This window comes from Candidatus Sororendozoicomonas aggregata, assembly GCF_031528575.1.
Taxonomy (GTDB): Bacteria; Pseudomonadota; Gammaproteobacteria; order Pseudomonadales; family Endozoicomonadaceae; genus Endonucleibacter; species Endonucleibacter aggregata.
This window is the reverse complement of sequence record NZ_JAVLSP010000067.1, coordinates 1-22,134: the sequence shown is the minus strand read 5'-3', so window position 1 is coordinate 22,134 and position 22,134 is coordinate 1. Positions and strand designations below refer to the sequence as shown.

At 46.6% G+C, this 22,134-nt stretch carries 19 protein-coding genes; 11 read left to right on the top strand and 8 right to left on the bottom strand.

The window, feature by feature from the left end; genetic code table 11:
- Positions 1–96 precede the first annotated feature (96 nt).
- From V4C51_RS12540 to V4C51_RS12515, 6 genes are all read right to left on the bottom strand, one after another.
- Positions 97–696, bottom strand: a complete 600-nt coding sequence (locus tag V4C51_RS12540; RefSeq protein ID WP_330926513.1) for a hypothetical protein — start codon at positions 694–696, stop codon at positions 97–99.
- 119 nt (positions 697–815) lie between these two features.
- A complete protein-coding gene (locus V4C51_RS12535; protein ID WP_330926512.1) occupies positions 816–986 on the bottom strand; it encodes a hypothetical protein in 171 nt (56 codons plus the stop codon).
- 310 nt (positions 987–1,296) lie between these two features.
- Complete coding sequence (gene pckA / locus V4C51_RS12530; protein WP_330926511.1) at positions 1,297–2,925, bottom strand: phosphoenolpyruvate carboxykinase (ATP); 1,629 nt, start codon at positions 2,923–2,925, stop codon at positions 1,297–1,299.
- Positions 2,926–3,234: 309 nt separating this feature from the next.
- Complete coding sequence (locus V4C51_RS12525; RefSeq protein ID WP_330926510.1) at positions 3,235–3,963, bottom strand: complement resistance protein TraT; 729 nt, start codon at positions 3,961–3,963, stop codon at positions 3,235–3,237.
- A 361-nt stretch (positions 3,964–4,324) separates the two neighbouring features.
- Positions 4,325–5,194 (bottom strand): Hsp33 family molecular chaperone HslO, encoded by an 870-nt coding sequence (hslO, locus tag V4C51_RS12520; protein WP_330926509.1) that lies wholly within the window; start codon positions 5,192–5,194, stop codon positions 4,325–4,327.
- A gap of 275 nt (positions 5,195–5,469) precedes the next feature.
- Positions 5,470–6,807, bottom strand: a complete 1,338-nt coding sequence (locus V4C51_RS12515; RefSeq protein WP_330926508.1) for a TolC family outer membrane protein — start codon at positions 6,805–6,807, stop codon at positions 5,470–5,472.
- Positions 6,808–7,475: 668 nt separating this feature from the next.
- Here V4C51_RS12515 and pilH point away from each other — a divergent pair.
- The 8 genes from pilH to V4C51_RS12475 all read left to right on the top strand — a co-directional run bounded on the left by pilH (position 7,476) and on the right by V4C51_RS12475 (position 18,811).
- Entirely contained in the window at positions 7,476–7,856 is a 381-nt protein-coding gene (gene pilH, locus V4C51_RS12510) for a twitching motility response regulator PilH (RefSeq protein ID WP_330926507.1), read from the top strand.
- A gap of 121 nt (positions 7,857–7,977) precedes the next feature.
- Positions 7,978–8,526, top strand: coding sequence for a chemotaxis protein CheW (locus V4C51_RS12505; protein ID WP_330926506.1), 549 nt, complete (start codon positions 7,978–7,980; stop codon positions 8,524–8,526).
- 89 nt (positions 8,527–8,615) lie between these two features.
- Positions 8,616–10,652 (top strand): methyl-accepting chemotaxis protein, encoded by a 2,037-nt coding sequence (locus V4C51_RS12500; protein ID WP_330926505.1) that lies wholly within the window; start codon positions 8,616–8,618, stop codon positions 10,650–10,652.
- 10 nt (positions 10,653–10,662) lie between these two features.
- Positions 10,663–15,651: a FimL-related protein gene (locus V4C51_RS12495; protein ID WP_330926504.1), complete on the top strand. Its 4,989-nt coding sequence runs from the start codon at positions 10,663–10,665 to the stop codon at positions 15,649–15,651.
- Positions 15,648–16,130, top strand: coding sequence for a chemotaxis protein CheW (locus V4C51_RS12490; RefSeq protein ID WP_330926503.1), 483 nt, complete (start codon positions 15,648–15,650; stop codon positions 16,128–16,130). The genes V4C51_RS12495 and V4C51_RS12490 overlap by 4 nt, the downstream gene beginning before the upstream one ends.
- 18 nt (positions 16,131–16,148) lie before the next feature.
- Positions 16,149–17,027: an energy transducer TonB gene (locus V4C51_RS12485; protein WP_330926502.1), complete on the top strand. Its 879-nt coding sequence runs from the start codon at positions 16,149–16,151 to the stop codon at positions 17,025–17,027.
- A 94-nt stretch (positions 17,028–17,121) separates the two neighbouring features.
- Positions 17,122–18,138, top strand: coding sequence for a methyltransferase (locus tag V4C51_RS12480; protein ID WP_330926501.1), 1,017 nt, complete (start codon positions 17,122–17,124; stop codon positions 18,136–18,138).
- Between the two features lie 100 nt (positions 18,139–18,238).
- Entirely contained in the window at positions 18,239–18,811 is a 573-nt protein-coding gene (locus V4C51_RS12475; protein WP_330926500.1) for a YqgE/AlgH family protein, read from the top strand.
- A 55-nt stretch (positions 18,812–18,866) separates the two neighbouring features.
- Here V4C51_RS12475 and V4C51_RS12470 read toward each other — a convergent pair whose 3' ends face one another.
- Positions 18,867–19,394 (bottom strand): hypothetical protein, encoded by a 528-nt coding sequence (locus tag V4C51_RS12470; RefSeq protein WP_330926499.1) that lies wholly within the window; start codon positions 19,392–19,394, stop codon positions 18,867–18,869.
- 327 nt (positions 19,395–19,721) lie between these two features.
- Entirely contained in the window at positions 19,722–20,234 is a 513-nt protein-coding gene (locus tag V4C51_RS12465) for a hypothetical protein (protein ID WP_330926498.1), read from the bottom strand.
- A gap of 566 nt (positions 20,235–20,800) precedes the next feature.
- Between V4C51_RS12465 and V4C51_RS12460 the strand changes: the two genes are divergently transcribed.
- The 3 genes from V4C51_RS12460 (at position 20,801) to V4C51_RS18010 (ending at position 22,005) form a co-directional block, all read left to right on the top strand.
- Entirely contained in the window at positions 20,801–21,454 is a 654-nt protein-coding gene (locus V4C51_RS12460; RefSeq protein ID WP_330926497.1) for an ankyrin repeat domain-containing protein, read from the top strand.
- Between the two features lie 71 nt (positions 21,455–21,525).
- Positions 21,526–21,834 carry a DinB/UmuC family translesion DNA polymerase gene (locus tag V4C51_RS18015; RefSeq protein WP_420797673.1) on the top strand — a complete coding sequence of 103 codons (309 nt, stop codon included), beginning with the start codon at positions 21,526–21,528 and terminating at the stop codon, positions 21,832–21,834.
- 12 nt (positions 21,835–21,846) lie between these two features.
- Positions 21,847–22,005 carry a DUF4113 domain-containing protein gene (locus tag V4C51_RS18010; RefSeq protein ID WP_420797672.1) on the top strand — a complete coding sequence of 53 codons (159 nt, stop codon included), beginning with the start codon at positions 21,847–21,849 and terminating at the stop codon, positions 22,003–22,005.
- Positions 22,006–22,134: the final 129 nt, after the last annotated feature.

Sequence of the window (22,134 nt, the reverse complement as noted above, 5' to 3'; positions counted from 1 at the left end):
GCATAAGTCCGACAGGCTCCTGGTGGTAGGATGTCAAAACGCGCGTCTGATTGTTGGGGGCCATTTCATCGTCAGTTTGCAACAGAACCCTTTCTTTTAGTCAGGCAGCACATCCAGCTCTTTAGTCAAGTCACTATTTAACACAGCTTCCATGGCATGCTTCCCTAAATGGAAGTTGCTGATAATACGGTTTAAATAAACACCATAAGCTTCTGTTGACGCATTAATAACGGGCATACCAAGCAAGCGGGCATTTTTCAGGTGAGCCTCGCTGTTATCAATATACACCAGGTAATTAGATCGCTTTGCATCTGGCACACTGCTCATCTGTGTAAATTCGTCCCTGAAATGCTGGGCAACAAAGTAGGGTTTATTATGAAGCTGCGCAGTAAATAACCGGAGTAGTTTCGCATCAGAAAAATAAGGGCCAAACAATTCAGACAACCCTGCGATCATACCAGACTCATGTGTTTCTGCCGAACCAACCAGAGCCAATTTATACCGATTTCGCTGCTCATAACGTGCTTTAAAAAACAGTTTATGCAAACTAACAGACAGCCCCCATACTGTTTCCCCTCCTCCAACATCGGTATAAGCCCCTTTGCTTTTTTGCCCTGAACGCTGAAACTGTGACAATGCTCCAGTATGCCCTTCGTGGTAAATCAATGTTTCATGTATATCAAAAATAAATAACAACTATTCGTGCTCCATAATCATAAACCTGCCCACAGTAAAACATTAATGACCACTTACTATAAATACTATAAAAAGCGCTCTTTTTAACGTCCCTGCGTACTCACAAAGAACAAGCGTTTTTATTTTGGGTGATACACCAGGAGCCTGAAAAAACTGGAATAACAGTTGCCGATTTTTAGCCGGTGGCCGGTGTCTGCCAGATCAAAATTACGCCATAAATTTTTCCTTCCAAATTGTTTTTCCAGCCAGCGGTATTTCCATCGGTGAACGCCCATTACGGTACTTGCCATGACGGTTTAGCTCAGTATTGTATAAGATTAACCACTCGTCCAGATCAAATGGTTTTTTTGCAACCCAATTAATTATCAAGTGTATGCTGACTGGTCAGGGTTACATTGCTGTCCTTCAGATCAATTGAGATTCCACACCCTTGGTTATTGTCACGAGAAACTGACAAAACAGTCGACCAACTTCTTTCTGCTGTTGATGCCGAGTAACGGGGTTTTTAGGGAAATTATTCAGAAGAGTCGATGGGTACCAGATTCTATTGAGATAAAATCTCACTCCGACGCCCTGAGGGCGTCGGGCAGCAGAGAAAAACTACCCCAATTCAGGCCCGGCTTTTACCAATGCCAACCCTTGCTCAGTATCAGTAAACTTGGCAAAGTTGGTGATAAACCGATCTGCCAGCTCTTTCGCTTTGCGATCCCACTCGGCCGGGTCTTTGTAGGTATTCTGTGGATTCAACATTTCCCCATCAACCCCCTTCACCGCCGTTGGTATATTCAACCCAAAATAAGGCAGCTCGGTTGTATCAGCCTCATCAATGGAGCCATCCAAAATGGCATCAATGATGGCACGGGTAGCATGAATGGAAATACGCTTGCCGGTGCCGTTCCAGCCAGTGTTAACCAGATAGGCCCGGGCACCGTTAGCTTCCATCTTCTTTACCAGTTCGTGGGCGTAGCGGGTCGGGTGCAGCGTCAGGAAGGCCGCACCAAAACAGGCAGAAAACGTTGGTACAGGCTCGGTAATGCCGCGCTCAGTACCGGCTAACTTGGCGGTAAAACCAGAGAGGAAGTGATACTGGGTCTGTTCAGGTGTCAGGCGAGATACCGGCGGCAACACGCCAAAGGCATCCGCTGTCAGGAAGATAACCTTTTTGGCATGGCCGCCTTTAGAGACGGGTTTGACGATATTATCGATATGATAAATAGGGTAGGAAACCCGTGTGTTTTCTGTCTTGGAACCATCAGTGTAATCAATCTTCCCTTCAGGGCTTACGGCAACATTCTCCAGCAGTGCATCCCGACGGATTGCCTTGTAGATATCCGGCTCGCTTTCCTTGTCCAGATTAATAGTCTTGGCATAGCAACCGCCTTCAAAGTTGAAGATACCCTCATCATCCCACCCGTGCTCGTCATCACCAATCAGGGCACGTTTAGGATCAGCAGACAGCGTTGTTTTACCCGTACCTGACAAGCCAAAGAAGACAGCAACATCGCCCTGTTTGCCGATATTGGCGGAACAGTGCATGGAAGCCATACCCTTGAGGGGCAACAGGTAGTTCATGATGGAAAACATCCCTTTTTTCATCTCACCACCGTACCAGGTACCACCGATCAGCTGAATACGTTCCGTCAGGTTAAAAGCAACGAAGTTTTCAGAGTTTAACCCCTGCGCCTGCCAGTGGGGATTGGTACACTTTGCGCCGTTGATCACCACAAAGTCTGGCGTAAAGCCAGTCAGCTCATCGTCAGCAGGACGAATAAACATATTCTTCACAAAGTGCGCCTGCCAGGCCACTTCGGTGATAAAGCGAACACTCAGGCGAGTACCTTCGTTGGCACCACAAAAGCCATCAATGACAAAAATTCGTTTACCCGACAGTTCTCTGGTAACAGTCTGCTTCAAACTAGCCCAGACGTCTTCAGAAATGGCCTTGTTGTCGTTTTTCCCCTGATCGGACCACCAGATAGTGTCCCTGGTGAGATCATCTTTAACAATATACTTATCTTTGGGTGACCGGCCGGTAAAAATGCCTGTATCCACAGCAACAGCACCTGACTCTGTCACGGTACCACGCTCAAACCCTTCAAGCTCTGGTTTAGTTTCTTCCTCAAACAGTGTCTCGTAGGATGGGTTATACACAAGCTCACTGACATCCTGTATACCTATGTCAGCCAGTGCTTTCAGATGCTGATCCACAGGTACGATGGGCTGGTTCATCTCCACATATCTCCCGGTCATTTTCGTGCCGATGTAAATTTCTGCGCTCTTTTGATCAAACGTGTATAGACGCCTATCATAGGCGATCGTGACTGACAATTAAACGGGGATATGAAACGAAGGAGCAAGAGAATGAAAAGAAAGTAATGTATCCGCCCATTGGTATGAGCGCCCAAACTGGTCATAGAAGCTGCCAAGAGCCTGTTGGACTTAAGACAATTTCGGCCTAAAATCCAGAAAGTGCGACATTTGGAGAAATCTTCCAATTGTTAGATTAGAAATTTAGCAGCCTCAAATACCGAGTACTGTCTACAACAATCCTGAAATTGAACCCACTAACCCCTGCTCTAAATCAGCTATTGCTTCAGAAAAACTAAGGTTCATTTTATTGGCTGTAGACACGATGCGCGTTTGATAGCGTTTCTTGTTATCCTCTTCAGTGTACTGGACACTGGTGGAACCACTGTTTCCCTGCTTAAGTTGGTGGTTACTTTTACTCACCACCTTCCCTTTGGCTTTTTCCGAGATCTGAATATCAGTGATGACTGAATAGGTGACATCTTTTATCAGGCTATTAGCTACGAGTTCTATCGCGCCCCCAATCAAACCTGCTGCAGCCAAACCTTCACTTGAACTTGACCCCATAGCAGCCCCCGCAGTAACGCCCGCTAATGCCCCTCCGAATCCTGATGCTAATGCCTGTCGTGCTGCAGCTGGATCGGTTTTTCCTGCCTGCAGTACGTTTATCTGCAACAGATAATGGGCAGCGTCAGGATCATCCAATAACCTGTAGCCTTTGCTGATTATTCTGTTACGTAATCCCTGCTCAATATTTAGCTCCTGCTTGTCTGAGGTATTACGGAACTGGAGAAAGACTGTGCGCTTGCTGGTAGCTACCGGATCAAGAAAAATCGAATCAGACATTTTTGTTTGAACATCAAGGGATTTTTTTTCCAGCGCCACTTGAGTGGCGGCACAACCGTAAAGGAGGGAAATTGAAAAAATGACACACAGTGCTTTTGTAATTGAAAACTTCATGATGCATCCCGCTATTTATTTATAGTTATTAGTACAGACATCATGTATCAGTACATGATAGATTATAATGCTAGATTCAAAATTACAGCGCAAGTTAAACGCACTGGTTCTTTCAATTTAATGATTTTAGTGAATAAATTAATGCGAAGGCTTTGTCAGAGCCTCTGTGTCAAGCAATCTAGGCGCAGTAGATGATCCCAGGAGCCTGTCCGAGAATAGACTGCCCTACTGCGGTTGCGATAAATTGGTCTAAAAATTCCTGCTTCTTCATCAAATAGCCCCGCTATTCTCCTCAGAGGCAGACATTTTTATTCTCAATTTCTCGCGATCCTCACTAAGGGCGCTATTCTCGGTCAGCCTCCTAGAAGATTTTAAGGTCATGACCACTGAAAATTTTTGCTACATCTTCAGCACTAAACGTGTACTGTTTGTTACAAAACTGGCAGTCCATGGCTATCTTGCCTTCGTCGCGAACAACAGACTCTGCCTCTTCCTGACCAATGCCGCGGATAATGTGCGCGCTGCGCTGAAGGGAACAATTACATTTAAAGGATACGGATTCAGCATCAAATACCCTGACGTCCTCTTCATGGTAAAGGCGGCCCAGTAACCTCTCAGAGTCCAGCGTTAATAACTCATTACCAGACACAGTATTCGACAAGGTGGTGATACGATTCCAGGTTTCACCCTTATCATAAGCTCCGTTGTCTTTGTTATCTGGCAGTGACTGAATAAATAACCCGGAAGCCTTCATCCCGTCAGAAGCTAGCCAGACCCGTGTGGGCAGTTGCTCTGATTGGGCAAAGTAGTGCTCCAGACTCTGGGATAATGTCTCATCATTCAGGGGGACGATACCCTGATAGCGTTTCCCCTGATCAGGGTCAATGGTCATGACCATTTGCCCCTGCCCCAGCAGATTAGACAACCCTGATTGTGAGCAGTCGCCGGATACACGCGCCAGGGCACGAAAGGTCTGCTGATCGGTACACTCCACCATCAACAGGGACAAAGGCCCCGTACCTTTAGCCTGAATCGTCATCAAACCCTTGTATTTCAGTGTAGTGCTAAGCAAAACCGTCGCTGCCACTAACTCTCCCAACAGCTTACGGACTGGCTCAGGGTAATCATGAGACGCCAATGCCTGCTCGAAGCTGCTATCAAGAATAACCCGCTCTCCACGAATATTGGTGTTGTTAAACAGGAAGCGCCGCACAGAATCTCTATTGCTCATTAATGCTCTTCAATTGAGATGGAAACGGAAAGGGATTATAGCCAGTTAGTACCAATAGCGCATGTGTTGGAAGTACCAATGCCCGCCCCATGCTGATATTGAGCCCAGCCAGTATGGGTAATATTAGCCCCAGGCGCCACTCTGTTGATATACCCAGGAGCCTGTCGGACTTATGCTTTCGAGCATAAAATTCTGGCCGCACGTTCTCGATACTTTCTGGATTTTAGGCCGAAATTGTCTTAAGTCCGACAGGCTCCCAGGGGAGGGAAAACTGATTATTCTGATTCATCCAACCACTCATCGGCCCAGGTAAGATTGAATATGGTCAGTAACTGTCCGGTTGCCGCCAGTACCCGATACCGCGAATACGCTTCCTGATAAGAAGTCCGGGTCAGTGTCTGGCTGGACTGGAACAGCTCATTTTCAGTATCAAGCAAATCCAGCAAGGTGCGCTTACCGATATAGAACTGCTCCTGATACGCCTCCAGTGTTTTTTTGCTGGCCTTTTCATGCAGGCGAAGATAACCCAGTTGATCACTTAAATAGTCGTAAGAATCCCAGGCCAGACGCAGTTTTTCTTCAACCTTTCTTAATAATCGGTCCTTCTGAGCCCGGGTTTCTTCCATTTGATAGGCCTGTTGCTGTATTAATGCCTTATCAGCGCCCCCTCGAAACAGGTTGTAACTCAGCTTGGCTATGGCAGACAGGCTTTCCGTCGTACCCAACGAACCATCAGCATTAGTCCGCCAGTTTTGGTCTATTTCAAGATCCAGTGACGGAAAGTAACGGCTTTTCTGTGACTGATAATCTGCTTCTGCGGCCTTGATTTCATGGTCAGCGGCCTGAATACCGGGATTCATTCGCAAAGCAAGAATCAGTGCGTCATCAAAGCTTTCAGGTAATGTTAAATCGGCAACAGGTGGCGAGTGCAGCGTCTTGGGTGGCATTTTACCCACCAGGGCATGGTACTCACTGCGCGCATCTTCAAAATTATTTTTAGCATTGATCATATTGGCGTTGGCGCGGGCACGCCTTCCCTGTATCTGTGCCAGGTCAGAGCTTCTTGCTAACCCCTGTTTGACGCGCTTTTGGATTTGTTCATACATCTTGTCATGGAGTTTCAGATTGTCCTCTGAAAGCTCTACCAGTTCTATAGTCTCAAGCACCTTTAAATAGGCATTGGTGACTTTTAGTGCCAGCTCTTCCAGCGTTGACCCCAGTTGATAACTTTTAGCCAGGGTTAAAAAGCGGGCTTGTGCCACGCTTTTTTTCGTATCAAAACCGGAAAACAGATTTTGTTTCAGAGCAATGCTGCCTTCTTTACGGGTATAGCTTTTATCATGAGTACTGTTTGCGCCGGTGCGTTGCTCATCGGGTAGTTTGCGCTTTTGACCGCCAGCGCCGAGGGAAATATCCAAAGTGGGAAGGTAGTCAGCCCAGGCAATATCCACCTTTTCCTGCTCTGCACGAATTTTATTAATGGCAATCACGGCATCGGGATGATGATTCAGCGCGTACTTTACCACTTGATCAAGGGTTTCTGAACAGCTATCAGAACTGAAAGCAACACTGCCTGCCATGATGCTGATGGCTGTAAATTTGATTCCGTTCATAAAATACTCTTAGCCATTATTGGGTATTAACAGAGTCTTCATCGGCAGAGCTTGCGCTGCTTATAATATCTGTCGAAAATCACTACCTTTTTATTAATTGGTCAAAAAGTAAACAATGTGTTTTTGCTTTTCTTTTATAAAAAGAATTACTGGTTCTTCATAGCTTATTCAGAAAGTTATCCACAACCTTAGTGAATATTAATAAAAAGATAATATTATCAATAAGATAGACTGGGTATATCTTTGTAATACTTTGGTCCAATAGTCATCAAGCCGAAAAAACGTGACAATAGCAATCAGATGAGACGCACAAGATATCCCGCGTCGATTCTCCTTAAACCACTTCTTGGAACCCGGCCATTAATTGTCGGGTTTATTTTTTTGGGAAAAATAAGTATGGCTTTTTGCCCGGAAAAAAGTGTTGTAGTAAGCCTCTTCAAGATAAAACTATGGTTTGAGTGTTATAAAATAGAAGTCTATCGACTCCCAATTATCAAAAACTCTAATTGATAAAACACAGAAAATACTATCATTTCTGGTCATTTCCCGTTGTTATGTGATAAAAAAACAAGATGACCTATTGTCCAGGTAGCTGTTAATCCAGCTATTTATTCCTGGTATGTCATGGAGAAGAATTCAAAAGGAACAGTCAGAATAAGGAGGAGCCTATGGCCAAGGTACTCATCGTTGATGACTCACCTACCGAATTGCACCAGCTGAGCCAAATGCTTACCAGACATGGTCATGCTGTGATCACTGCCCGTAATGGTGCCGATGCCGTAGCGTTATGCCGGGAAGAGCAACCTCAGGCTGTGTTGATGGACATTGTCATGCCTGGCCTGAACGGCTTTCAGGCAACACGACAGCTAACCAAAGACGCATTAACCAAGCATATCCCTGTAGTGATTATTACTACCAAAGACCAGAAAACCGACAGAGCCTGGGGGATTCGCCAAGGGGCTAAAGAGTATCTGACGAAACCTGTTGATGAACAGGCCTTAATGGGCATTATCAACCGCTTACTGGAAAAAGTTGTCGAAAAAGCATAATAACGTAAATAACTGGCAGCACAACCATGATTCAGAAAACATGGCCTTATAAAAACACTTATAAAAACAACAATACGGTTTTCAAGATCGGGTACTATCGAGCAATACGGAGGCAAACACCATGACGCCTTCTGTTCCCCATCCTTTTGACCTTCTGTCTGCTCTGGAAAAAAAAGCGCTTGAACATACCTGCGTTTTTCCTGAAAAAGAATCCGTTAAAGCTTACTGGAGCGGTGTGAAGTTTCGCCTTAATGATCAGCAATTTGTCATGGACAGTCGAGAAATAACCGAAGTCCTGCCAGTACCGGAGGTCACCCCTTTGCCTGATGTGCACTCCTGGGTTAAGGGGTTGGCAAATGTGCGTGGCCGAATACTGCCTATGATCGATTTGGGTGGTTTTTTAGGGCGAAATGAGCCATTGCCGTCTATCCGTAATCGCGTCATCGTTGTTGACCAGCGGAATATTTCACTTGGGCTGATCGTTGATGAGGTTCAGGGCATGAAACAGTTTTCCGTAGCCAGTGATGAGCAGGACATTCCCGAAAACCTTGCCCTGGCAGTTCGTCCTTTTATAAACGGATGCTATTACAAGGAAGTCCATCATATGGTGTTCAGTACAGACCTGCTTGTCAAAAACCAACGTTTTTTAAAGGCAGCAAAAGGTGTGTAATCAACATTTAAGAGGGTTACCCTGAAAAAAGGCTGTTGAATAATAACACAATCAAACATTTGTTGGCTTAACAATCAGGGATAGAGGATATGAAAAGTCAATTTACCCGGTTTCTCCGTGAATACAAAAGAAACCATAGTATTGTTCCACCCATCACAGTGTTGGTTATTTCACTGGGAATTCTGGCAAGCACCATCGTGTTTATGGATGGTCAGGCGGAAAAGGATAACTACCATATCACAGAAGCCAGTGAACTGAGGGTGCTATCCCAGCAAATTGCAAAAAACGCGACAGAGGCCGCTAGTGGCAAACCAGAAGCCTTTTCCCAGCTAAAAGATGCCCGTAACCAATTTGATGAGCGCTTTGGTGCATTACAAAATTCCCTTTCTTATTCTCTGGCAGGCTCAAACAGTCCGGTAATTAGTCAGATCAACGCATTGGATGCGGCCTGGTCTGCCCTGAAAATTGAAGCCGATAGTATATTGGCGGCTGAAGAGCGTATTGTGTCCCTTCACCGGCTGGCATTAACCCTTGCCGAAACGGCCCCGCAACTCCAGATTGAATACGATGAGATCATTGAGTTGCTCCTGAAAGACAAGGTGTCCACCGGGCAAATCGTCATCGCGCAACGTCAGCCGTGGTTAGCCGAACGGATTATTCGTAATGTTGAGCAGGTGCTGGTCGGTGGTGAAACCGCTATTATTGCCGCCGATACACTGGGGCAGGATACCCAGCTTTTTGGTCGTGTACTCAAAGGAATGGTAGACGGTAATGTTTCCATAGGCATTAGCCAGGTAAAAAGTGAAGAAGTGATGGATCGGCTGCTGGAAGTCGCGGACTTATTTTCCTTTGTGGAGCGCAGTACCAAGGACATCCTGAAAGCTTCTCCAGAACTGTTTCAGGCAGGGGCCGCCGCTGATCAGATATTCACTGACTCACAGCAATTGTTGCAGCAGACGTCAGTGCTAGCCAGCACGTTGCGAATGCTTTCACAGGAGCGTCTTCTCGATAGTATTTTGGTGATTGGCGCAGGAATTATGGTGCTTTTATCCCTTGCCTTTATCGCCTCTTCAGCAAACACCGGAACTCAGCGCCGTCTCGCCGCAAACCGGGATCAGCAGGATAAAAATCAGAAAGCCATTATGCGACTGCTCGATGAAATGGAAGAGCTGGCCGACGGCAACCTGACAGTGAATGCGACAGTGACTGAAGACTTTACCGGTGCCATTGCTGACTCTATTAACCACTCAATCGAACAATTGAGGGGGCTGGTTAAAACCATCAATCAAACAGCCGTAGAAGTTGATATGGCTGCGCAACGCACACAGTCTACCGCCCGTGAGCTCGCAGAAGCCTCTGAACACCAGGCTGCTGAAATCAACACAGCAACACAGTCCATGAATGAAATGGCACAATCCATCGATAACATTTCAGTTCATGCGGCAGACTCTGCTGATGTTGCCCAACGTTCACTTGGGATTGCCAGCAAGGGCACAGAAGTCGTGCGCAATACCATTGATGGCATGAATACCATCCGTGGGCAAATTCAGGATACATCTAAACGGCTTAAACGACTGGGTGAGTCTTCCCAGGAAATTGGCAATATTGTCTCCCTCATCAATGATATTGCTGACCAAACCAACATCCTTTCACTGAATGCGTCTATTCAGGCTTCCATGGCAGGAGAAGCTGGAAGAGGATTTGCCGTGGTAGCTGATGAGGTGCAGCGGCTGTCTGAGCGTGTGTCTGCCGCAACCCGGCAAATAGAAGGGTTAGTATCGACGATTCAGACAGATACCAATGAGGCCGTCATTTCCATGGAGCACACCACAGCGCAAGTGGTTCATGGGGCACAGCTGGCACAGGATGCTGGTGTTGCCCTTGAAGAGATCGAGAATGTCTCAAGCTCTCTGGCAACATTGATTCACAATATCTCTGGTACGGCCAAAACTCAGGCGGCATCGGCAGCGCATATTTCAAACCGCATGAAGGTCATTCGTGATATCACCGTTAAAACCTCTTCCAGCACCAGTAAGGCAGCGGGTTCCATTGGAAATCTTGCGGATATGGCCGTAGAGATGAGGAAGTCTGTCGCTGGATTCAGATTACAAGAAACAGAGAGTTAGGGAGTTCGTCATGGCTGAGCAAAAAGAATTTATCGGCCTGAACTGGGTCAAGACGGATGTGTTGCAATCTTTAAAAGAGGTTCGGAAGCTGTTAGACGGCTATCTGGAATCACCGGGGCAACCTGAGGCGCTATCGGTATGTCTGGCGCGTTTTAACCAGATTCAAGGCTCATTGAAACTGTTGCCGCAAAAGAGTGCATCCCTGCTTGCGGAAGAGTTGCTCGGTGTGACACAAGCACTTTTAGAAAGTAAGACGACAAATGCACAGCTAGCCACTGAAACCCTCCTACAGAGCACGCTACAGCTAACGGCGTATGTTGCACAATTGGAGGAATCCCAAAGGGACCAACCTATTGCTCTTATGGGAGTAACCAATGCGTTAAGGAGCAATCGGCAACTTCCTTCGCTGACGGCCCTTGATTTTTTTCATCCTCACGTTCAGAGCACTCTGCCTCCACTTGAAGGACAACAGTTTGAGCAGTTAATTCAATCCGGCGCGATTAAGCTATTTAAAAAAATCCGCCAGAAATATCAGATCTGCCTGACCAGTTACCTGCGACGACAAGAGACAGAGAAAAGCCTGCTATTGATCAGCAAACTCTTTGGCAAGTTACAAAACCTGTGTTGGGGGGCACCGTCGTCTGTATTGTGGGATGCTGGCGCGGCATTGATTGAAGGATTATCCGAGGGTTCTATTCCGCCATCGGAAATCAGCAACTCAGTATTGAAAGAGCTGGATAACCAGCTGAAAACGCTTATTGATAGTGAAGGCGCGGATATCAATAAGTCGCCTGGCACTGTATTACTGAAAAAGCTGTTATTTCTGATTGCTATTGCCAATAGCAGCAGCACATTGATTCAAATGCAGCAAAAGCGCTACCAACTGGCGGATGCCTTATCTGATGATTTAATGCAACTGATTAATAATGAACTGGTGCAATCCCCGAAAAAAGATATCCCCACGGCGCGGGTGTCGACGCCCTCAACATTTGGGGCCATCCATAAAATTGCCGTATTGGAGGCACGAACCGAACTCACTCATGCACGACAGGCGATTAAGGATTACCGAAACACTCAACGCAATGCGGAATATCTATCCAAACTACCCGTCTTGTTAAAAAGTGCCCGGGATACGCTTAATATGGCACCGCTGACAGATTCGGCAGATCTGATCAAGCAGCTCCAACGCTATATCGCCGGAAATTGGTTGAAAGAAGAGCAAAAGCCAGCCGTAAAAGCCATGGAAGCTGTGGTTAAGGGGCTTATGTGTCTCGAAAGCCATTTTACCGCGTTACTGCAAAATGATATGCCCCAAGCAGGGGAGCGCCTCGAAGAGGCAAGGAAGTACCTTGATCACATTGAGCAGAAGGCGCAGGCGTTACAACCTGCGTCCCTGGCAGAAATGTCTATTGATGACCTTGAAGTCGTAGATGCTTATCCTCCGGCACAGATAGAAACACCTACTGAACGACCAGAAGACAGCGCATTAGCGGCACCTGATAACTTATCTTTGACAACAGAAGAGCCGGCTTCACTTGAAACATCATCGAGCGTAGCTGAAATAGAACATAATCCGGCTCCCCTGTCCCTTGTTTCCGATGAGAACACAGAGAATGAGAATATTACGAGGGATTCAAAAGATAACCATGAGGGTGAGGGTGAAGATGAAAAAAGCGCACTGGTTACGGTGTTCACTGAAGCGGCTACTGATGTGCGGCGTGAGCTGAATGCCAAATTTCTTTTATGGGAAAAAGAGCCGACTGTCAATGATGCCATTAAGGTAATACGCCGGTCGTTTAATACATTAAAAAACAGCGCAAGGGCATCAGGCGCCAATATTATTGGCGAGCTGGCCTCTGCCGTTGAAAATATGCTTAATCGGCTCCTCAGCGGCTCGATTAAACCAGGCAAAAATATGCTCACGTTACTTCGGGGCGTCATTGATATTCTGCCCGAACTGACGGATGACTTCAGTGCCGATAGCCAATTGCTGACACCTGAGGTTTTGCTGTTTATGGAGCAGGCCGATGACCTGGCTCGTGGTGAAACATTTTTTGACCCTGACGAGCTGGACGATGAAGGTGCTGAATCAGCAGAGGGGCCATCGCCGGTCAGCGAGCAACTGCCTGACGAAGCGAGGCAAGCTCAACAAGGGCTGGCAGATCTGCTTTTGACACCCGAGACTGATATTTTGCTCCATGCGGACCGTCATATCGCACAGTGGTCATCGGCTATTGTCGCGACGGAGCTGAAACAGTTTCAGCAGGCGCTTCAGGCATTATCGTTGAAAGCCGCCGAGGCAAAGCTTGAACCCCTGGGGTTACTGTGTAACGTATTACTGGATGTCTGCCATTATCTGGGTTTGCATGAAAAATCATTGCCAGCCATTATGACAGCCCCCCTGAAAGAAGGCTTTGAGTCATTAATTGACCTGCTTAACCAGGTTGCGGCACACCAAACCATCGAACCTCCTCAGGCAATTTTCAGCTTGATCAAACAGTCCCTTGAGTCATTGCTTAAGGAAAAGCACGCCAGAAAAAATACGGTATTTCCGGTAAAAAATAATACCGACGTAAAAGAAAACGTTACGCCTGATATCAGGAAACATAAAAAAACAGAAAATCCACCCACAGAGCCTGACCTGGAACTGGTTACACTCTTTCTCGAAGAAGCATCCGATTTAACCGAAACCTGTTCTCAAGCTCTGCGAAACTGGTTACGCCATGACAATAGCGTGCGACCTGTCGCTGAACTCCAGCGATGCCTGCATACCCTCAAAGGTGGCGCTCGCATGCTTGAGTTTCATGAACTGGGAAATATCAGTCATGCGCTGGAGAGTGTGTATGAGGCCATTGTCACTGGGGTGAGGGAGTCAGGTGATGCGCCGTTGGGACTGCTACAGCAGGCACATGATCTGATTGACGCGATATTACAGGCAATCAGTAAAGGGCAGGACATACCTTCTGTTCAGACATTGGTTAAGCGACTGGATAATTGGCATGGACATAAAGGCCAACCACAAGCAACGTTTCCATTACCTGATTATATGGGACGAGCCTCTGCTAACGTATTGCCAGACAACAGTGGCAATGTATCAACCACGACACGCCCCTTCGACAGGCAGACTGCCTCAAAAATCACCAAACAACCTGTAATAACGCCCAGTTTTTTGAACGATCGTGTCCGAATATCCAGTGACCTGTTGGAACAAATGGTAAATCTGGCGGGTGAATCAAGCATTCACCGGTCACAAATTGATCAGCAAATTGTTGATATGGCGCAGTCCCTTAGTGAAATGGAAGGAACCGTTAACCGTCTACAGGAGCAACTGAGACGGCTGGATATTGAAACACAGGCACATATTTTATCGAAGCATCAGAGCGATAGCGGGACGAACCACGACTTTGATCCTCTGGAGATGGATCAATACTCTGAGTTAACGCAACTGTCCAATGCCCTGGTAGAGTCAGCTTCCGACCTGGACGACCTCCACCGGTCACTACAGGATAAGAGCCGTGCCACTGAAACACTGCTGCTGCAACAATCAAGAACGCAGTCAGAACTTCAGACTCAGCTGACACAAATACGCCTGGTGCCATTTAAGCGGTTATTGCCTCGTCTGTATAAAACAGTACGCCAGGTATCGGCTGATCTGTCCAAACCCGTTAATCTGGTGGCAGCAAACACCGATACCAAAATAGACCGCACCACGCTGGATAAAATACAGGCACCCATTGAGCATCTTTTACGCAATGCTATTGCCCACGGTATTGAGGCGGATAACCATACCCGACTCAGTGCAGGTAAACCTGAAGTCGGGCAGCTGCATCTCAGCCTGTCCTACCAAGGGACTTATATTGCGCTGGAGATCAGTGATGATGGTCAGGGGATTGACTACGGGGCTATCCAGAAGAAAGCCTTAAAAAAAGGACTGATTACCGATGATGAGAAGCCCAGTCAGGGAAGATTACTGAAGCTTATCATGACCTCCGGTTTCTCTACGGCTGATGAAATTACTCAAATCTCAGGGCGGGGCGTTGGACTCGATGTGGTGCATAATGAAGTTCGCCAGCTTGGAGGGCATTTGCAAATTGAAAGCAAACCGGGGAAAGGCACACGGTTCACATTACACCTGCCCTTCCAGTCAGCCATCAACCGTGCGCTGATGGTGGAGCAGGGAGGACACTATTACGCCTTCCCCATGCAATGCATTGATGGTGTGGTGATGACAACCCCGGATGATTTAATGACCAGTTATATTGAAGGGCAGCCCTTCGAACATGCTGGCGTTGGACATAAGGTTATTTCGTTTGGCCAACTGCTGGGCTTACCCCCTACCAGGATACAACCTGAGCAGTGCCCGGTTATACTGATTCAGCGCAATGGTGAAAACGTCGCGTTACATGTGGATACGGTTCATGGTGGTCGGGAGGTCATCACCAAATCCCTTGGGCCGCAATTCAAAGGGTTAACCGGTATTAATGGCGCTACGATTTTAGGCGAAGGCCATATCGTGATTATCATTGACCCTATCGAGATGCTACGCAAGCACCATGAACGCTTGTACACCGAACAGGGGCAGTTTACGCCGGAAGCGATGAAGGTCTCTCAGGCAGCGCGTGTTTTGATTGTGGATGACTCCATTACCATGCGCAAGGTAACGTCCGAGATGCTGATACGCCACGGCTATCAGGTAGAGACTGCCCGCAATGGTATTGAAGCGATGAACCATATCACTGACCATTGTCCTGATCTTGTTTTACTTGATGTAGAAATGCCAAAAATGGACGGCTTTGAGGTGACCAGTGCCATTCGAAATGACCCACAATTCAGGGAGTTACCGATTATCATGATCACCTCACGTACGGGTGCCAAGCACCATGCCAGAGCGCAGGCTCTGGGTGTTAACCACTATATCGGCAAGCCTTTTCAGGAAAGTACGTTACTGATTGCCATTAAAAAGCTGACGTCTACAATGGAGCTGGAGCCTTGCCCATGAGCGATATCCCCTCACAGGATAATGCCATTAAGTCGTTATTAGTGCCGATGCAGCAGACCACTATACTGCTGCCCATGGCCTGTCTGGCAGAGGTCATTGATTATTTCCGGCCTTTTGATCTGGAGGATACGAATAACTGGCACCTTGGCTCTGTTGACTGGCGGGGCACACAAATTCCACTGGTATCTTTTGAGCGCTTTAATAATACTGAATTTTCACCCGTGGCATCGACAGCGCTTATCGCGGTGATCAACAAAACAACAGCAACAGGGAAGTACCGCTTTTACGGGGTGGTGATCCAGGGCATACCTCAACCGTTTCGTTTGACCCGTAATGATGTGCTTATCTGTGATGATGTACCCGGACCCGCTGAGATGACCAGAATGGTGGTAAAAGAAATCTCTGTCATGGTGCCTGATCTTGAGGCGCTGGAGAGAGAGCTATCTGAGCTAAGCCATGGAGCTGATCATGCCCCCTAATCCTTCAATAACACTGTGATGAAGCGAACGGCAGCAATCTATGCTGATAGCCGTCTTGGATTGGCGCTATTAGTAGCGGTAATGTTCCATGTTCTGGTAGTTATGTGCGTGGGGTTTACTGTTCAAGACAAAGCGACTCTGTCAAAGCCGCTGGAAGTGACGCTGGCTTCTTTTAAAACTGAAGAAAAACCGGCACAAGCAGACTATTTGGCCCAACAAAACCAACAAGGCAGCGGTACACAAGCGGAAAAAACAATACCAACGACCAATAATCCCGCGCCATTTCAAGATACGGTGATTCGGCAGGCGCAAAATGCAATACCGCCACCAGCCCGGCCAGAATCCCGGGAAAAAAATCTGCCCAATGTTGTTGCAACGTCTCGTTCAGACCATAAGGCACCCAAGTCACCGGAGGAGGTAGCCAAAAAGCCGGTCACAGCGCCTACTGAGCATGACTCACCGCCAATTGATTTGCGAGAAGAAGTCGCTACCCTGGAAACCCTGTTTAACGAGCAGCGTCAAGCCTATGCCAGGCGACCGAGGGTTAAACGGTTAACAGCCATGTCCACCCTTCAGGAAGCTGGCGCTTTTTATAAGGAGTCCTGGCGACGTAAAGTGGAAAAAGTGGGCAATATTAACTATCCTGAGCAGGTACGTAAAAACCATCTGTATGGTGAGCTGAGTTTACTGGTGGCCATCAACCGGGACGGCTCCCTTGACCATGTTGAGGTTTTGAAGTCATCTGGCTATCCCGTGTTGGACGATGCTGCTATGCGTATCGTGCGTCTGGCAGCGCCCTACGCCCCTTTTGGTGACGATTTGAAAGACTATGACCAGGTAGAAATTATCAGAACATGGCGCTTTGAACCAAGTGACAAACTGTTCAGTCCATCATGATAGCCAGCACTCATCCTTACATCATCGTTTATAAATAAATACCTTATTTGAGAGTACCGGAAGACGACCAGAGACTAACCATTTTGGAGTCACTATGCGTAATAACACCGCAGCATACGACGAGATCCGGCACCTGTTACTGGGTATGTTTATCTCCCGTTCATTGACGGCTGTCGCTGAACTCAACATTGCTGAGTTGCTTCATAATGGTCCACAGTCTGTTGACATGTTAGCGAAAGAGACAGACTCTGACCCGGATGCTCTCTACCGCGTGCTTCGCACATTGGCTGCTGTGAATGTGTTTGAGGAGCTAAAAGACCGTACCTTCAAAAATAACGCGCTGTCAGACACCTTGCGGATAGATGCTGAGCACTCAGCACACGCAATAGTCCGCTGGATTAATGACCCTGGCTGTTGGGCATCCTGGGGACGACTGGATTACAGCATTAAAACCGGGCGACCTGCCACAGAGGCAGTGCTGGGCAGCGACCTTTTCACTTGGTTACAAGAACACCCATCAAGTCTGAAAAGATTTCAAGAGGCGATGACAGGATTCTGCAATATAGCTGCCCATGGGGTGGTAGAAACCTTCGACTTTAGTGCTATTAACAAGATTGTTGATATAGGTGGTGGGCATGGCTTGTTGCTTGGCAAAATTCTAACTCGCTATCACACAACAACAGGCGTGTTATTTGACCGACCGGAAGTCATTGACCAAGCGCTCCCTTTGCTGACAAAACTTGGCGTGGCTGACAGGGTTGAGACAGTAGCAGGTGATTTTTTTGAACACATCCCATCCGGTGCTGATGCTTATATTATGAAGCATGTACTCCATGACTGGGATGATAAGCACTGCATGATGATCCTTAATAACTGCCATAACGCCATGAAGCCAAACAGTAGACTGCTGGTTGTGGAGGCCGTCATGGATGATGGCCCTAATAGCTTGTTTGCCAAACAAGCGGATCTCGAAACACTGGTGATTACAACAGGCGGTCGTGAACGGACGCAGCAGGAATTTGCAGACTTGTTTTCACGTTGTGGGTTAAAGCTACAGCGCCTTATTAAAACAGATTATCCGGCTGTTATCCTCGAAGCAGTGGCTCACTGAAAACCATACCAAACTCTTTTGTCATTGGCTCTGTTGACCCATGACTGTCTGAGTCATGATTAAATTTGCCTAATCGTGTGTTTAGCCTGATACTGCCCCTATGAAAACGCCATCGTTTACCAGTCTTAAAAACCAGTTTCTTATCGCGATGCCTAAAATGGTAGACTCTTCGTTTGCGTCCACATTAACGGTGATTTGTGAACATAGTCCACAAGGCGCGTTAGGCATTATTGTTAACAGGCCGACTAACCTGACCGTCGAAGAGATTTTTCACCAGGTGGGTATTGAACGGGTCAGTCGTGGCGCCAAGATGAATAATACGGTGTATTCCGGTGGTCCTGTCGCTGTGGATCGGGGCTTTGTCCTTAATAGCAGTGAGCGTCAGTGGGAGTCTTTCCTGCGAATTAACGATGAGGTGCAACTGACCACATCCCGAGATATCTTACTGGCGCTGGCGGCTCAGGAAGGACCTGCTGACTTTCTGTTGGCATTAGGCTACGCAGGCTGGGGTGCCGGACAACTGGAGCAGGAACTGGCAGACAACGCCTGGTTAAACTGTGAGTTCGACCCTGCCATTATTTTCAATACACCTGCTCACTTACGTTTAAATAAAGCTGCCTCAAGCCTGGGGGTTGACCTTTCGCTGATATCTGATCAGGTGGGGCATGCCTGAACAGCTAACCTGAATGCAACATAATAGTCGCATTGCAAGCGTGCTATTGTTTCAATTATTCCGAGTGAGACATCCACGGATGACACACGAACCAATTTACAGCAGTCTCCACATTCAATCTGTTGGGCCAGGGATCATGAGGATCTTGTACAAACATAAGGTTTTCAGGGTCCTTTTTCAGCTTTATATGCGAAATACTTGCTCTTATGGACCATATAAACGTAGCGACAACATTTCCTGTATCATTGTTTACAACCTCAAAACTCTGTGTGCTGGCCTGAAATGCACACCAGCCTGAAGCGTCATAATGTATGCCTATAGTACCAATGGGGCCATAAGGCAAAGCAGTGTATGAATAGGGATTATACACGCCATGCATGCAGCGACCATGACCACTGGGTTTAATTGTATAGCCTTTTTTCGCATAATGTATTCGACTTGAGTTTGCCGTATTTTTAATTTCAAGGCAGCAATCCAAGCCATAAGCATTACCCATGATGGATAAGGTCAACACGCCGGTAATAAAAACAAATGATTTGTTTGCCATGAACTTTCCAGCCCGTAAGATAGACTTCATATTCATGATATATACCCACTCAACGCCTGGATGCTCGTTTTTGCTCAGTACAAGCTCTTTAAGGCTTCAGGTCAGTAGGGGTGAGCATCTTGCAAGCGTTTGGAGTATACCCCTACCGTCCATTACTATCAGGAGGCTGCTCACAATCTTTTTGCGCCGCAACCGCTGATAAGCGTTGCATTTTTGAGCTTTTCTTCGTTACGTAACGCCACTATACTCCTCAACAAATAGAAAAGCAGGCAGTTATGGCAATTAGCTGTTGTGTTGCCAAGCGCGCCTTTATAGCAGCCCCATTGCAAGCGTACTATTGTTTCAGCTATTCAAGAGGTGAAGTCACGGATGACACAAATACCTCTCTAAAGAACCAGTCACATTCAATTTGTCGGGTACGGGATGCTTAACATCATGCACAGCAATAAGGTTATCAGTATTCCTTATCGCTTTTATATGGAACTCACCACTTTTCTCAGACCATTTGAGAAGAGCGACAGCCTTTCCGGTCTCATTGTTCGTAACGATAAAGTACTGCACGCTGGACTTTGATGCACACCCAAGTTCAGCATTATAATGTATACCTATAATGCCAGTGCCGGTAACATAAGGAGAAGTATTGTACGAAGCGGGACCATAGACTCCATACATGCAGATACCACGACCAAAGGCTTTAATTTTATACCCTTTGTCTACGAAATGTGGTTTCCCCTGGCGTATCGTACTTTTAATGAGAAGACAGCCATCCAAGCCGTAAGTATTACCCATAATGGATAAGGTCAACACGCCAGTAATAAAAACAAACGATTTGTTTGCCATGAACTTTCCAGCTCGTAAGATAGACTTCATCCTCATGATATACTCCCATCGTCTTCTACCTTCAGGGGACTTCTCACAATCTTTTATGTGCTGCAGCTAACGATAAAAACCGCCTGTTATGAGCTTTTCTTCGTTACATAGCGCCACTATACTCCTCAAAAAATCACAAAGCAGGCAGTTTTTCATGGGTTTCTCTTTTCACAAAAGATCATGAACAGCTTCTTATACCAATCGGCTTTTCTAATTACGGTATAAATCTCGGCTTAGCCTTATAAAGCGAGATTTTTTTCAGAGTTAGAAGATACAATTGGTATTATTGACCTTCCTTTACCCTCTTCTTTTAACCGTTAAGCGTTTTGTATAAGACTGAGCCATGGCCTTTGACTTTTTTGCATTTAACACCTCTGATCTATATCCCCAAAGGATTTCAAGTTGCTACGCACCAGCAAGTAAGTGAAGCCCCAGGAGCATACACAGAGTATGTGGCTGGGGTGAACAAACGCTGCCAACAAAGTAGCGACTTGAAAGGCGACGGGTATAGACTTATTAAAGTAACATGTTGAATCAGAAGAAATTTAAGCGAAGTAATACAAGGGGAAACTATGAGAAAACTAATTTCGTTGGTTGCGTCACTTGTTAGCATGCCTGTGTTTTCTGCCGACTGCAGCGATTTCTTTCAAAGTGTGTCGTTTGGCAACATCGCTAGTCTAAACGCGTCTGAGCACCCACAGCAGTGTATCAATGCTCTGTCCAGCAATGGTAAAACTTCCGTATATATCGCGACAGAAAATGATGATCCAGCAATAATTGCCTGGTTAGTCAAACATGGGGCTAATATTAAACTACGCTCTCGTTACGACGGTATTAATTACACTCCCTTTCTAATGGCAGGAGCCAAAGGAAAAAACAAAGCTTTGGTTGAGCTGCTTAAGTACGATATCAATTTTGAACAGACTAACTATTACGGCGGAACAGCTCTGATCCCCGCTGCTGAAAAGGGGTACTTCGAGACAGTGAAGATATTAGTCGAGGATGGTCGTATCAATATCAATCATGTTAACAATCTTGGCTGGACAGCACTTATGGAAGTGGCAGTCTTGGGTAAAGATACGGAAAACTATCAGATGATCGTCAAAGAGCTTTTAAAACATGGTGCGGATGCCAACATTAAGGACAACCACGGGGAAAGCGCGCTACAACATGCCAAGAGTCGTGGTTTAAATAAAGTCGCTGAAATTCTAAAAGAAGCGGGCTAACCCTGAAGCCAGCTTTTCGGGTGAGATTATTGAATTGAAAATCGTGTTACTACAGCACCTTGATCCGAAGGGTGCATCTCACTGTGGCCATCATATCAAAAGCCTGTGAAAAGCTACGATCACAAAATAAAGTCTGTAAAGAGGGGATTGTTTTCATCAGTGCAAACCCCTTCAGTAACCAACGTCAGTATTCACAAAGTTACAGGGTCTCAATTGCTGAACCCGGCAGCGATACACGACCGTGGTTGTCGCAATTATCAGCGGTCCTCGATAGCATTTACCGAGAGGACCACCGCTATAAAAAAGCAGGCTTTATACTTGTGGAACTGTCTGATCCGAATAATATTCAGAATGATTTACTCTCTGCGCCTCAGTCATAAGACAACGCTATAATGACTATTGTTGACGAGATGAATAAAAAATACGGTAAGCAGAAATTAAGACCAGCATCGGCAGGGCTGGGAAAAAAGCAATGGCGCATGAAACAAAATGCGCTTTCCCCAAGGTACACGACATGCTGGCAGGATATTATGCGTACCTGTTGCAGGTAGTGTTATCAAATAGCGCAGGGTCAAAACCACCACCAGAGCGTTAGCCCGGATATTTCATAAACTGCCCTGAGAATTGCGCGGAACCTTGCGGCTCTAAGGGATTTTGCGAAGGAGCGCCGTACCGGGGAG

What these genes read in the sequence shown, in the direction of transcription:
- V4C51_RS12535 (WP_330926512.1), bottom strand. Translation starts at nt 986, where the DNA reads ATGGCAAGTACCGTAATGGGCGTTCACCGATGGAAATACCGCTGGCTG.
- pckA (WP_330926511.1), bottom strand. Translation starts at nt 2,925, where the DNA reads ATGAACCAGCCCATCGTACCTGTGGATCAGCATCTGAAAGCACTGGCT.
- V4C51_RS12525 (WP_330926510.1), bottom strand. Translation starts at nt 3,963, where the DNA reads ATGAAGTTTTCAATTACAAAAGCACTGTGTGTCATTTTTTCAATTTCC.
- hslO (WP_330926509.1), bottom strand. Translation starts at nt 5,194, where the DNA reads ATGAGCAATAGAGATTCTGTGCGGCGCTTCCTGTTTAACAACACCAAT.
- V4C51_RS12515 (WP_330926508.1), bottom strand. Translation starts at nt 6,807, where the DNA reads ATGAACGGAATCAAATTTACAGCCATCAGCATCATGGCAGGCAGTGTT.
- pilH (WP_330926507.1), top strand. Translation starts at nt 7,476, where the DNA reads ATGGCCAAGGTACTCATCGTTGATGACTCACCTACCGAATTGCACCAG.
- V4C51_RS12505 (WP_330926506.1), top strand. Translation starts at nt 7,978, where the DNA reads ATGACGCCTTCTGTTCCCCATCCTTTTGACCTTCTGTCTGCTCTGGAA.
- V4C51_RS12500 (WP_330926505.1), top strand. Translation starts at nt 8,616, where the DNA reads ATGAAAAGTCAATTTACCCGGTTTCTCCGTGAATACAAAAGAAACCAT.
- V4C51_RS12495 (WP_330926504.1), top strand. Translation starts at nt 10,663, where the DNA reads ATGGCTGAGCAAAAAGAATTTATCGGCCTGAACTGGGTCAAGACGGAT.
- V4C51_RS12490 (WP_330926503.1), top strand. Translation starts at nt 15,648, where the DNA reads ATGAGCGATATCCCCTCACAGGATAATGCCATTAAGTCGTTATTAGTG.
- V4C51_RS12485 (WP_330926502.1), top strand. Translation starts at nt 16,149, where the DNA reads ATGAAGCGAACGGCAGCAATCTATGCTGATAGCCGTCTTGGATTGGCG.
- V4C51_RS12480 (WP_330926501.1), top strand. Translation starts at nt 17,122, where the DNA reads ATGCGTAATAACACCGCAGCATACGACGAGATCCGGCACCTGTTACTG.
- V4C51_RS12475 (WP_330926500.1), top strand. Translation starts at nt 18,239, where the DNA reads ATGAAAACGCCATCGTTTACCAGTCTTAAAAACCAGTTTCTTATCGCG.
- V4C51_RS12470 (WP_330926499.1), bottom strand. Translation starts at nt 19,394, where the DNA reads ATGAATATGAAGTCTATCTTACGGGCTGGAAAGTTCATGGCAAACAAA.
- V4C51_RS12465 (WP_330926498.1), bottom strand. Translation starts at nt 20,234, where the DNA reads ATGAGGATGAAGTCTATCTTACGAGCTGGAAAGTTCATGGCAAACAAA.
- V4C51_RS12460 (WP_330926497.1), top strand. Translation starts at nt 20,801, where the DNA reads ATGAGAAAACTAATTTCGTTGGTTGCGTCACTTGTTAGCATGCCTGTG.
- V4C51_RS18010 (WP_420797672.1), top strand. Translation starts at nt 21,847, where the DNA reads ATGACTATTGTTGACGAGATGAATAAAAAATACGGTAAGCAGAAATTA.